Genomic DNA, 11,848 nt, shown 5'->3' with positions numbered 1-11,848 from the left:
GGCCATGCTCCCGCCAAAACGCCTCAGGATCAGACACTGACGCCGCGTACATCTCTTGGTACTTATCTGCAGTGATGATGGCGTTTTCTGCCAGTTCTTTGGATGGGGGAAATGTGGTGTCAGACATATTGGACCTCGAATAGGAATTCTTTGGGGGCGAGGTTAGGGGGCTGCGCCGCGAGGTCAACTCGACTTTTGGCGCAACCCCAAATTGTCGGCGTCAGATCGCCAGATATTCGGCGCGCAGCTCTTCGTTTTCGAGAACTTCGTTGGCGGAGCCATCAAAGACCACCGAGCCGGTGTCGAGGATCACAGCGCGATCCGCGAGTTCCAGCGCGCGCACAGCGTTCTGTTCCACGATCACGGTGGTGATGCCTTGCTCTTTGATGATGCGCAGAGTCTTTTCGATCTCGTCCACAATCACCGGTGCGAGGCCTTCATAAGGTTCGTCCAGCAGCAGCACTTTGATGTCGCGGCTGAGGGCGCGGGCGATGGCCAGCATTTGCTGTTCACCACCGGAGAGCGTGACACCTTCTTGCTTGCGGCGTTCGCCAAGGCGCGGGAAGAGTTCGTAGAGGCGTTCAATCGACCAGCCGATGGGCGGAGCGATCTGGGCCAGTTGGATGTTTTCTTCCACCGTCAGGCCAGGAATGATCGAGCGATCTTCCGGCACCAGACCGATGCCTGCCTGTGCGGCCTCATAGCTTTTCATCAGGTGCAGCGGTTTGTGATCGAGCCAAATTTCGCCGTGGGTCACCTGTGGGTCGTCCATGCGCGCAATGGAACGCAGGGTCGAGGTTTTGCCTGCCCCGTTGCGGCCCAAGAGCGCAAGGATTTCGCCTTCGTGCACGTTGAAGCTGATATTTTGAACGATGTAGCTCTCGCCATAATAACTCTCCATGTTCCAAACGGAGAGGTAGGCGGGGGCGGTTTCGGCCAGATTGTGGCCTTTGGAAAAGTCGGGTTTGACGTTCATTGTTTTGGTCTCCCCGTCCCGGGCTTGACCCGGGACCTCTTGTTGGTGTCGCGAGGCCTCGGATCAGGTCCGGGGCGCGATGATGTGCCTTATGCGGTTTCGCCGAGGTACGCTTCGCGCACTTTCGGGTGACCTTTGATGTTTTCAGGATCGTCTTCGACCAGCGGTGTGCCCTGTGCCAGCACGGTGATGCGCTGTGCCAGAGAGAACACCACATGCATGTCGTGTTCGATGATGGCGATGGTGATGTCGCGCTCGTCGCTGATTTGCTTGAGAAGATCGATGGTGTTGTTGGTGTCGGCCCGCGCCATACCGGCAGTGGGTTCGTCCAGCAGCAGAAGGCGGGGCTCCTGCGCCAGACACATGCCGATTTCCAGACGACGTTTGTCACCGCGGGACATGGAGGCCGCGTGCATGTGATGCTTGTCGGCCATATTCATGTCGACGAGCATCGACTCGGCTTTTTCCACGATGTCCTTTTCACGCATCATGTCTTCGATGGCGCGCATCCGGAAGGCCCCGTCCCGCTTGGCAAAGCAGGGGATCATCATGTTTTCCAACACGGTCAGGTCCCCAAAGATTTCCGGGGTCTGGAACACGCGGGAAATGCCCATCTGGTTGATCTCGTGTGGGGTGCGGCCCAGCACCGACTGGCCGTCAAACATGACAGAACCGGTGTCCGGGATGAGCTTGCCCACGAGGCAGTTCAGTAGGGTGGATTTCCCGGCCCCGTTGGGGCCGATGATTGCGTGTACGGTGTTTTCCTTGACGGAGAGGTTCACGTCACCGAGGGCCTGAAGACCGCCGAACCGCTTGCCTACGTCTTTGACTTCGAGAATTCCCATATCTCTTGTCTCCTTATTCTGCAGGTTCAGTGGAGCCGCCAGTGTCTTTGGCTTTGCCACGGTTTTTGATCCACTTGCCAATGCGCTGACCACCTTCGACCAGGCCACCTGGCAGGAAGATCACGACCAGCATGAAGAGGATGCCGAGGGTGAGGTGCCAGCCTTTGCCGATGAACGGGTAGACCAGGAAGACGATGAAGTCTTCGAGACCGTCTGGCATAAAGGCGAACCACTCGTGCAGAACGTCTTTGTTGATCTTGGACAGGATGTTTTCCATGTACTTGATCACACCTGCGCCCAGTACCGGACCGATCAGGGTGCCAACACCGCCCAGGATGGTCATCAGAACCACCTCACCGGAGGCTGTCCAGAACATACGCTCCGGACCCACTTGGGTGTCCATGGCCACCAGAAGACCACCCGCGAGACCCGCATACATGCCGGAGATCACAAAGGCTGCCAGCGTGTGCGGACGTGGGTTCAGACCAGTGTAAGACATACGGGTCTGGTTGGATTTGATCGCACGCAGCATCAGGCCAAATGGGCTGCGGAAAATGCGGATCGAGACATAGAAGGCAATCAGCATCACGATGGCTGCAATGTAGTAGCCAGCGTTGAAGGTGAAGAGCCAGTCGCCGATGTTGAGCTCAAAGCTCTGACGCATATCCATGCCAAACAGGTTGGCGCGACCGGTTTCGCCTTCTTCCAAGCTGGAGAAGATTGGACGGTCGGTGGATTTGATCTGCAGGCCGGTTTCACCGCCGGTGATTGGCGTGAGAACCGAGTAGGCCAGAGCGTAAGACATCTGTGCAAAGGCGAGTGTCAGGATCGAGAAGTAGATGCCTGAGCGGCGCAGACAGATGTAGCCCACAGCGACCGAGAAGATACCCGCCACGATCACACCCATAAAGATGGCCGGGATCACGTTGAGCGAGACCAGCTTCATCATCCAGATGGCGCCGTAAGAGCCCACGCCCAGGAAGGCGGCGTGACCAAAGCTGAGGTAGCCGGTGAGGCCGAACAGCAGGTTGAAGCCAATGGCGAAGATGCCGAAGATCACAAAGCGCTGCATCAGGTCGGGGTAACCCGCGTTGAATTGCGCCATACCGGAGCTTTCCGGGAAGGGGTTGAGAATGAAGGGCGCCAGCATGGTCAGCCCGGTAACGATCAGCATAAGCTGAAGATCTTTTTTGTTGAGACCGAGCATGAGTTAGTCCTCCATGACGCCCTTGCGGCCCATCAGGCCCCGTGGACGGGTCAGCAGAATGATGATGGCGACGAGGTAGATGATGATCTGGTTCAGACCCGGCAGGATCTCCAGAACCTCGCGCATGGAGGCGAAACTTTCCAAAATGCCCAGCAGGAAGCCTGCCAGTACGGCACCTGGCAGCGAGCCCATGCCGCCAACAACCACCACAACAAAGCTCAGCACCAGGAAGTCCATGCCCATGTGATAGTTTGGCGAATTGATTGGCGTGTACATCACCCCGGCCAGACCGGCGACGGCGGCGGCAAGGCCAAACATGATGGTGAAGCGCTTGTCGATGTTGATGCCCAGAAGGCCGACGGTTTCGCGGTCCGCCATACCGGCGCGCACAACCATGCCGAAGGTGGTGTATTGCAGGAAGGCAAACACGGCACCGATGATGATGGCTGAGAAGATGAAGTAGATGATCCGCCAGTAAGGATAGATGATCAGGTTGGGATCAAAGCCAAGCATGGCTCCGAAATCCAGCGATCCGGCAAAGGCCTGCGGGGCAGGGGTCGGGATCGGGTTGGCGCCGTAGAAATATTTGATCACTTCCTGCAGCACGATGGCCAGACCAAAGGTCACAAGGATCTGGTCGGCGTGCGGGCGGTTGTAGAAGTGTTTGATCAGGCCGCGTTCCATGGCGTAGCCCACGAACATCATCACCGGGACGGTGAACAGGATCGACAGGGGGACGGCCCAGTCGATGATCGCGTCGCCGGTGGCCTGGCCAAAGAGGTCATGCAGATAAGGCACGTCAACTTTCAGTGGGTTGCCAAGAAAGTCTGTCTGGGTCTCATCCACAACAGTGTGTGAGAGGGTCAAGATGCGGCTGAAGGTCACCGCGCAGAAGGCACCGATCATGAACAGCGCGCCGTGCGCAAAGTTCACAACACCCAAGGTGCCAAAGATCAGGGTAAGGCCAAGTGCGATCAACGCATATGCGGATCCCTTGTCCAACCCGTTCAGAATTTGAAGGATAATTGCTTCCATCGGTCCGTCCCTGTGGTTGTCCGATTTCGCCTATGCTGGCGAAGTGGGGCGGGCATTGCTGCCCGCCCGAATTGGGGCGTGATTACGCGCCGTTGTTGCAGGCACCCAGGGTGGCCTCTGGGCCGCCCATCTGTGGGTGATCAGGTGCATAGGTCACCTGCTCAACCGGGGTCACCTCAACGATTTCCAGAAGGTCGAACTCGGAAGTCGGGTTCTCTTTACCCTTCACAACCAGCACGTCCTTGAAGCACTGGTGGTCAGCGCCGCGATACAGCGTCTTACCGTTGCCCAGACCGTCGAACTCATAGTCTTCCAGAGCTTCTGCAACCGCACATGGGGCGAAGGAGCCCGCACGCTGAACGGCGTCTGCATAGAGCAGGGTCTGCACGTAGGTGGTGTGCGCCGCCTGGGATGGTGGGAAGCCGTATTTGGTGCCGAAGGATTTAACGAAGGCTTTGGAGCCCTCATCCTGCAGGGACCAGTGCCAGTTGGTGGAGCCGAAGATGCCCTTCACGTTGGCACCCGCACCCTTCGCCATCAGGCGGGAGTAGAGTGGAACAACGATCTGGAAGTCTTTGCCGTTCACCTGCTTGTCACGCAGACCAAACTGAACCGCGTTGGTCAGCGAGTTCACCATGTTGCCGCCGTAGTGGTTCAGAACCAGCGTGTCGGCACCGGATTGCAGAACAGGCGCGATGTAGGAGGAGAAGTCGGTCTGTGTCAGCGGTGTTTTCACAGCTGCAACAGTTTCCCAACCCATGGCCTCAGTGGAGGCGCGGACCGCTTCTTCGGTTGTGTAACCCCAGTTGTAGTCGGCGGTCAGGTGATAGGCTTTACGGTCATTGCCGTAAGCGTTTGCCAGAACCGGCGCCAGAGCGGCACCCGACATGTACGAGTTGAAGAAGTGACGGAAGCCGTTGGCTTTCTTGTCTTTACCGGTGGTGTCGTTGGAGTGGGTCAGACCCGCCATAAAGATCACGCCCGCCTCTTGGCAGAGCGCCTGTACGGCCACAGCCACACCAGAGGACGAACCGCCGGTGATCATGATAGCGCCGTCTTTTTCGATCATGGACTTGGCGGATGCGCGCGCGGCGTCAGACTTGGTCTGGGTGTCGCCGGTGACGTATTCCACTTTCTTGCCCAGGATACCTGTGCCGTCCAGTGCTTTGGAGCTGAAGGTGTTCAGCATGCCGCCGTCGCCGCCACCGTTCAGGTGCTCAACAGCCAGCTGGTAGGCGCGCAGTTCGTCGGCACCCTCGTCCGCGTAAGGACCGGTCTGTGGCACGTTGAAGCCCAGAGTTACGGTGCCGCCAGTGGGTTCGTTGGTGAACGCATGTGCGGACTGAGCCGTAAAGATCGTTGGCAGCGCCAGACCAGCACCGGCGACGGCACTGGTTTTGAGCAAGCCACGACGTGTGAAGTTGCTTTTGGACATATAATCCTCCCGTTGTGTCATTTGTGGATTGGGCTCCTCTTCCCGCACCACAGGCACTATTCGTGCAAAACTATTATCGGCGGCGCTCCGAAAATTTCGCAACAACTGCTTTCAAAGACACAATTTTTTTGTAAAGTAATTCGCATTGCTCTGCAGCAAAATGTAAATTTATTATTTTGCAGTGCAGAAAGTGTTTGAAACTGAGGGGAAAGCCAATGGTCCAGCAAACCCTAGCAGGCAGTCGCATCAGAGAGCGCCGCGTGATGGCGGGCTTACGCCAGGCCGAACTTGCAAAGCAGGTCGGAATCTCCGGCAGTTACCTCAACTTGATCGAGCACAACCGCCGCAGAATCGGCGGGAAGCTCTTAAACGACATCGCTCAGGCCCTCAACGTAGAGCCTTCATTGTTAAGTGAAGGTGCAGAGGCGGCGCTTTTGTCGGCGTTGCGTGAGGCGGCGGCGGTCACGGATGCTGTGGCGCCGGAGCTTGAGCGTGGCGACGAGTTTGCCGGGCGGTTTCCGGGCTGGGCCGGGTTGATTGCGGATCAGCACAAGCGGCTGAGAAGTTTGGAGCACACGGCAGCGACATTGACCGACCGGCTCACACATGACCCGCATTTGGCGACCTCAGTGCATGAAATGTTGACCATGGTGACCGCGATCCGCTCGACGGCGGGGATTTTGGCGGACACCAAGGAGATTGAACCGGAGTGGCGCAATCGTTTTCACCGCAACCTGAATGAGGACAGTCAGCGACTTGCGGAAGGGGCAGAGCAGCTGGTGGCCTATCTGGATGATGCGGGCGATGCCTCGGCGGGCATGACGTTGCCCTTGGAGGAGGTGGAGGCGATGCTTGAAGTGCATAAGTTCCGCTTTGACAGCCTGGTCAACGCCACACCGGATGAGCTCTCCGCGTTTATTGGCAATCAGGCGCAACTGACCTCGGATGCGGCGCGGGACATGGCTATGACGGTGGTGCGGCAACTGCGGGCGGACGCGCGGTTGTTGTCTTTGGACATGCTGGAGCGCCAGGTCAGCGACGGCGTTGTGGAACCGGCGCGGATTGCTTCGGACTACGGCGTGCCGCTTAGCACCGTGTTGCGCCGCTTGGCGGCGGTGTCTGATGATATGCTGCCGATGCCGCTTGGGCTGGTCATGTGTGATGCCTCCGGCACTTTGATGTTGCGAAAGCCGGTGGAAGGCTTTGCCATTCCACGCTTTTCTGGCGCGTGCCCGAAGTGGCCGCTGTTTCAGGCCTTGTCACGTCCGATGCAAGCCTTGCGACAGACGGTCACCATGACCGGGCGCGAAGCCAAGCGGTTTGATTGCTATGCGGTGAGTGAGCCGATTGGCACCATTCAGCTCAACGTGGCGCCTCTGTATCACAGTTATATGTTGATTGTGCCGCTTGAAGAAGCTGGCGATACCGAGGCAGAGGTGGGGTCGTCCTGTCGTGTCTGTCCGCTGGAGGACTGTGAAGGCCGGCGGGAGCCGTCTTTGCTGGCGGATGTGGGGTAACGTGGGAAAATCTCTTTTCTTTTTGTGGACGACCGCTAAGAATGGCGCACCGCTTGTGGACTTTTTGGGAGGGGAGGCTGCATGGGCAAAAACGTGCTAGTCATCGAAGATGAGCCCAACATCATCGAAGCGATCAGCTTCATCCTGTCTCGTGACGGCTGGTCCGTCGCGACCCATTCCAATGGGCATGACGCGGTTGGGGTGGTGCAGAATGCGATGCCCGATTTGGTCATTCTGGACGTGATGCTGCCGGGCAAAACCGGGTATGACATCCTGCGCGAGCTGCGCAGCGAAGATGCCACACAGGGCCTTCCCGTGCTGATGTTGACTGCCAAGGGACAGGTCAAAGACCGCGAGATGGCGGAGCGCGCCGGCGCAAGCCGCTTTATGACCAAGCCGTTTTCCAACGCCGAGGTGCTGGACGCGGTGCGCGAGTTGGTGACGGGGTGAGCCCCAAACACAATATTCCTTTTCTGGAGCGGCAGAGTTACCGCCGCCGCCGGTTGATTGACACAATCCGCATGTTGCCTGTGATGGGTGCGGTGCTCTGGGCGGTGCCATTATTGTGGCGCCAATCTGAGGACAGCGGCACGGTGATGACGTCTGACGCTATCATTTACATCTTTCTGGTCTGGTTGCTCATGGTGGTTGGCGGTGCATGGTTGTCCCGCAGCCTCAAGCGCAGCGATGCGGAGGAGACGGAGCGAGAACGCTGATGGGCACGCTCAATATTCTGGTTGGCGTCTGTCTGATCTACGTCGTGTTTCTGTTCCTGATCGCCTTTGCAGCAGAGCGCGCGGCGCTGGAAGGCAAAGGCGGATGGCTGCGCAGCCCTTTGATCTACACCTTGTCGCTGTCGATCTATTGCACGGCCTGGACGTTTTACGGCGCGGTCGGCTATGCGGCGCGGTCCGGCCTTGAGTATCTGACGATCTATATTGGCCCGTCGCTGGTGATGATTGGTTGGTGGTGGCTGTTGCGCAAGCTGGTGCGGATTGGGCGCAGCCAGCGCATCACCTCGATTGCCGATTTGATCTCGTCGCGCTACGGGAAATCCAACCTTTTGGCGGTTGGCGTAACCGTCTTGGCGGTGATTGGCACGACGCCGTATATCGCGCTTCAGTTACAATCTGTAACTGTAAGCTTTGACGTTTTTTCAAGTGCTTACGGCGCGGAGTTAACGGAAGCAACGCAAGGCAGTAACGCGCTTTTGGTGGCGGCGGGGCTTGCGCTGTTTACCATTGTGTTTGGCACGCGCAATTTGGACGTCAACGAGCGGCACCACGGGGTGGTGATGGCGGTTGCGGTGGAAGCGATTGTGAAGCTGTTTGCGCTGTTGGCGGTGGGCATCTTTGTGGTCTGGGGCCTGGGCGGAGGGGTAAGCGAAACCCTGGCGCGGATCGATGCCAGCGAGATTGGCCAGTGGCAGATGCGCGGGGACCGCTGGGCGACGTTGATTTTCCTCTCCGGGGCGGCGTTCCTATGTCTGCCACGGATGTTCCAGGTCATGGTGGTTGAGAATGAAGATGAGGATCACCTGCGCACCGCAAGCTGGGCCTTTCCTGCTTACCTGATGATCATGAGCCTGTTTGTGGTGCCGATTGCGGTGGTGGGGTTGGACCTCATGCCAGCGGGCAGCAACCCGGACTTTTTTGTGCTGACCGTGCCTTTGGCCACAGGCAATGACGCTCTGGCGATGTTGAGTTTTATTGGCGGATTTTCCAGCGCGACCTCCATGGTGATTGTGGCGGCGCTGGCGCTGTCGACCATGGTGTCCAACCATATTGTGATGCCGATCTGGCTCAGCACGCAGAGCGTCGGTGCGTCCGTGTCTGGTGACGTGCGCCACGTGGTGCTGCTGTCGCGGCGGATTTCCATCGGGGCTGTGGTGTTCCTTGGATATTTGTATTTCCGCTTGTCGGGTGGCGGCACGGCGCTGGCTTCGATCGGTTTGATTTCCTTTGCCGGGGTGGCGCAGTTTCTGCCGGTGTTGATCGGCGGGATTTTCTGGCGTGGGGCGACGCGCACGGGGGCTTTTGTTGGCCTGACCGTGGGCTTTTTAATCTGGGCCTACACGCTTTTGCTGCCGAGCTTTGGCGCGGGCACGCTGGTGTCGGAAGCGATGCTGACCGAAGGCCCGATGGGGTTGAGCTGGCTGCGGCCGCAGGCGTTCTTTGGCATCACTGGGATGGATCCGCTGGTACATGCAGTGTTCTGGTCTATCTTGTTGAACACAATGAGTTTCTTTGTCGCTTCTCTGGTGGGATTCCCGTCGCCGTTGGAACGGTTGCAGGGGGCGCAGTTTGTGAATGTATTTGAGCACAGCTCCACACCGCAAAGCTGGGCGGGCAGCCTGGCGCAGACTGAAGACCTGATGGTCATGGCGCAGCGCATCATCGGTGCGCGGGAGGCGCAGAACCTGTTTGAGCGGGAGGCGAAACGACAGGGCATGAGTGGTCTTTTGCCGGAACCGTCGCCGGACTTTTTGCAACGTTTGGAGCGGGAATTGGCCGGGTCGGTGGGCGCGGCAACGGCGCATGCGATGATTGGGCAGATTGTCGGGGGCGCGTCGGTGTCGGTGGAAGACCTGATGGCGGTGGCCGATGAAACCGCGCAGATGATGGAATATTCCAGCAAGCTGGAAGCCAAATCCGAAGAGCAGGCCCGCACCGCGCGGCAATTGCGGCAGGCCAATGAAAAGCTGACACTGATTTCAGAGCAGAAAGACAGCTTCCTCAGCCAGGTGAGCCATGAGCTGCGCACGCCGATGACCTCGATCCGGGCGTTTTCGGAGATTCTGCGGGACAGTGATCGGCTCAGTGAGGATGAAAAGATCAAATACAGCTCGATCATCCATGACGAAGCGCTACGCCTGACGCGGCTTTTGGATGATCTGTTGGATCTGAGCGTGCTGGAAAGCGGGCGGGTGAACCTTAACATGCAAAGCGGGTCGCTTAAAGGTATTCTGGATCACGCTGTGGCCAGTGCCTTGACCGGCGCTGGTGCCGATAAGATGCAGGTGGTGCGCAATGCTGCCTATGAGGAGATCACCCTGAACACTGATCTGGACCGCCTGAGCCAGGTATTCATCAACCTCATTGGAAACGCGCAGAAATATTGCGATGCCAATGCGCCGAAACTGCGCATTGAAGTTGGGCGCAGCAATGGCGCTTTGGTGGTGGATTTCATCGACAACGGCAGTGGCATTCCCAAAACCGAACAGGCGGTGATCTTTGAGAAGTTCTCCCGCACGGGCGAGCAGAAGGTCAAAGGCGCGGGGCTTGGGTTGGCGATTTGTCGCGAGATCATGACTCGCTTGGGCGGCGCGGTGGAATACCTGCCGGGACAGGGCGGCGCGGCGTTTCGGGTGACCTTGCCCGAAGAGGTCGCGCTGGCGGCGCAATAGGCACAATTTCACACGGATTTTGAAGGTCTCGTAGAGGCTCTATTAACCTTATTGCGGCACATCTGTCCTGTAAGGAGCCACAAACAGGGCAGATCCGGATATGAGTGAAACTCAAGCCACTTCAATTCTACGTCGTAAAGCAGCGGATGGGCGGACCGAGCACCAGGCGCGCGCTATGACCCCCAACAAGGCCCTGCGCCTTGGCCTCGCTTTGGCGGCGGAAAAGGGTATGGATCTGGCGCTGGATGTGACTGATGTGCGCCATGTAAAGCTGCCGCACCGCGCCGTTGAGGTGACGCTGGACAATGAATCTCTGTTGATCTTGCTTGAAGGGCAGAATGGTGAGCCCGGTGCCCTGGCGATGGATATGCAAGTGATGGCGGGGCTGGTGGAGTTCCAAACCCTTGGTCAGGTTGTTCCCAAGCCTGTGACAGATCGGGTGCCCACCAAGGTGGATGCCGCACTGATCACGCCGTTTCTGGAAGATGCACTGATGCGCTATGTGCGCATGTTGGCGGAAGAGGGCGAGGCGCCATACTGGCTGCAGCACTATAAATTTGGCGCAATGATGCAGGACACGCGGACGCTGTCGTTGGCGATGACCGCGCAGGATTATCAAATGTTTGTACTCGACGTGAAACTCGAGCGGGGAAAGAAAACCGGCACCATGGCGTTGCTGTTCCCGGATGTGCAGGTGCTGGTCAATGAGCCAGAAGACGATGCGGAAACCGACGCCGAGAAATTCCAGAACGGCGTGAAAGAAGCCAGCACCGTGCTGAACGCGGTGGTGGGCAAGATCAGCTTGCCGATTGCGCAGATTCAGGCGTTGCAAGCGGGGGATACGCTGCCGTTGTCGGAAGAAGCGATGCAAAACGCCACGCTGGAAGCGTTGACCGGCGAAGAGATTGCCGAGGTGCGCATTGGGCAGCTCAATGGCATGCGCGCGGTCTGTGTGCCGGGACTGGTGGGCGCGGCGCCTGCTGCGGCCCCGTCTACAGAGCTGGCGGTGCCGGATATGCCGGATATGGGTATGCCGGATATGGGCGCGCCCGAGATGCCGGCGATGGATATGCCTGCCATGGACATGCCGGGGATGGACATGCCAGAGATGGGCGGCATGGATGATATTGGTGGCGATTTGCCGGGCATGGCGGAAATGCCTGCACTGGATGGTGGCGGCTTGCCAGATATGGGGGGTGACCTTCCTGATCTTGGCGGCGATTTGCCGGATCTGGGAGGCGGTGGACTGCCGGACCTTGAGCCAATGGGCGAGATGGGCGTTGGCCTGGACGCGGACAATGGCATGGAAGATTTCGCCGGGTTGGATGATCTCGATGATCTGATCCAGTTGGGCAATGATGATATAGGCGATCCGGCGGCGCTGGCCGATCTGGATTTGACAGGCACGTAAGACTTTCGAGCAGTCT

The 11,848-nt window shown here is 58.4% G+C and carries 10 protein-coding genes; 5 read left to right on the top strand and 5 right to left on the bottom strand.

Features of this window, described 5'->3' with window-relative positions; translation table 11 throughout:
* Positions 1-220: 220 nt before the first annotated feature.
* From MK208_RS20610 to MK208_RS20590, 5 genes are all read right to left on the bottom strand, one after another.
* Positions 221-976: an ABC transporter ATP-binding protein gene (locus MK208_RS20610; protein ID WP_294119602.1), complete on the bottom strand. Its 756-nt coding sequence runs from the start codon at positions 974-976 to the stop codon at positions 221-223.
* A gap of 89 nt (positions 977-1,065) precedes the next feature.
* Positions 1,066-1,821, bottom strand: coding sequence for an ABC transporter ATP-binding protein (locus MK208_RS20605; protein WP_294119601.1), 756 nt, complete (start codon positions 1,819-1,821; stop codon positions 1,066-1,068).
* A 13-nt stretch (positions 1,822-1,834) separates the two neighbouring features.
* A complete protein-coding gene (locus MK208_RS20600) occupies positions 1,835-3,028 on the bottom strand; it encodes a branched-chain amino acid ABC transporter permease (protein ID WP_294119600.1) in 1,194 nt (397 codons plus the stop codon).
* A 3-nt stretch (positions 3,029-3,031) separates the two neighbouring features.
* Complete coding sequence (locus MK208_RS20595) at positions 3,032-4,063, bottom strand: branched-chain amino acid ABC transporter permease (RefSeq protein ID WP_294119599.1); 1,032 nt, start codon at positions 4,061-4,063, stop codon at positions 3,032-3,034.
* Between the two features lie 82 nt (positions 4,064-4,145).
* Complete coding sequence (locus tag MK208_RS20590; protein ID WP_294119598.1) at positions 4,146-5,498, bottom strand: substrate-binding protein; 1,353 nt, start codon at positions 5,496-5,498, stop codon at positions 4,146-4,148.
* Between the two features lie 215 nt (positions 5,499-5,713).
* Between MK208_RS20590 and MK208_RS20585 the strand changes: the two genes are divergently transcribed.
* From MK208_RS20585 to MK208_RS20565, 5 genes are all read left to right on the top strand, one after another.
* A complete protein-coding gene (locus tag MK208_RS20585; protein WP_294119597.1) occupies positions 5,714-7,015 on the top strand; it encodes a helix-turn-helix transcriptional regulator in 1,302 nt (433 codons plus the stop codon).
* 81 nt (positions 7,016-7,096) lie between these two features.
* Positions 7,097-7,465, top strand: coding sequence for a response regulator (locus MK208_RS20580; RefSeq protein WP_294119596.1), 369 nt, complete (start codon positions 7,097-7,099; stop codon positions 7,463-7,465).
* Positions 7,462-7,731 (top strand): hypothetical protein, encoded by a 270-nt coding sequence (locus tag MK208_RS20575; protein ID WP_294119595.1) that lies wholly within the window; start codon positions 7,462-7,464, stop codon positions 7,729-7,731. The genes MK208_RS20580 and MK208_RS20575 overlap by 4 nt, the downstream gene beginning before the upstream one ends.
* Positions 7,731-10,421, top strand: a complete 2,691-nt coding sequence (locus MK208_RS20570; protein ID WP_294119594.1) for an ATP-binding protein — start codon at positions 7,731-7,733, stop codon at positions 10,419-10,421. The genes MK208_RS20575 and MK208_RS20570 overlap by 1 nt, the downstream gene beginning before the upstream one ends.
* 175 nt (positions 10,422-10,596) lie before the next feature.
* On the top strand, positions 10,597-11,832 hold the full coding sequence (locus MK208_RS20565) for a flagellar motor switch protein FliM (protein ID WP_294119593.1): 1,236 nt from the start codon (positions 10,597-10,599) through the stop codon (positions 11,830-11,832).
* Positions 11,833-11,848: the final 16 nt, after the last annotated feature.

It is taken from the genome of Shimia sp., assembly GCF_022448905.1.
GTDB lineage: Bacteria > Pseudomonadota > Alphaproteobacteria > Rhodobacterales > Rhodobacteraceae > Shimia.
This window is presented reverse-complemented; position numbering and strand designations above follow the sequence as displayed.

Bases quoted from the DNA above. Each gene is read 5' to 3' on its own strand.
- MK208_RS20600 (WP_294119600.1), bottom strand. From the start codon at position 3,028: ATGCTCGGTCTCAACAAAAAAGATCTTCAGCTTATGCTGATCGTTACC.
- MK208_RS20565 (WP_294119593.1), top strand. From the start codon at position 10,597: ATGACCCCCAACAAGGCCCTGCGCCTTGGCCTCGCTTTGGCGGCGGAA.
- MK208_RS20605 (WP_294119601.1), bottom strand. From the start codon at position 1,821: ATGGGAATTCTCGAAGTCAAAGACGTAGGCAAGCGGTTCGGCGGTCTT.
- MK208_RS20595 (WP_294119599.1), bottom strand. From the start codon at position 4,063: ATGGAAGCAATTATCCTTCAAATTCTGAACGGGTTGGACAAGGGATCC.
- MK208_RS20580 (WP_294119596.1), top strand. From the start codon at position 7,097: ATGGGCAAAAACGTGCTAGTCATCGAAGATGAGCCCAACATCATCGAA.
- MK208_RS20585 (WP_294119597.1), top strand. From the start codon at position 5,714: ATGGTCCAGCAAACCCTAGCAGGCAGTCGCATCAGAGAGCGCCGCGTG.
- MK208_RS20590 (WP_294119598.1), bottom strand. From the start codon at position 5,498: ATGTCCAAAAGCAACTTCACACGTCGTGGCTTGCTCAAAACCAGTGCC.
- MK208_RS20570 (WP_294119594.1), top strand. From the start codon at position 7,731: ATGGGCACGCTCAATATTCTGGTTGGCGTCTGTCTGATCTACGTCGTG.
- MK208_RS20610 (WP_294119602.1), bottom strand. From the start codon at position 976: ATGAACGTCAAACCCGACTTTTCCAAAGGCCACAATCTGGCCGAAACC.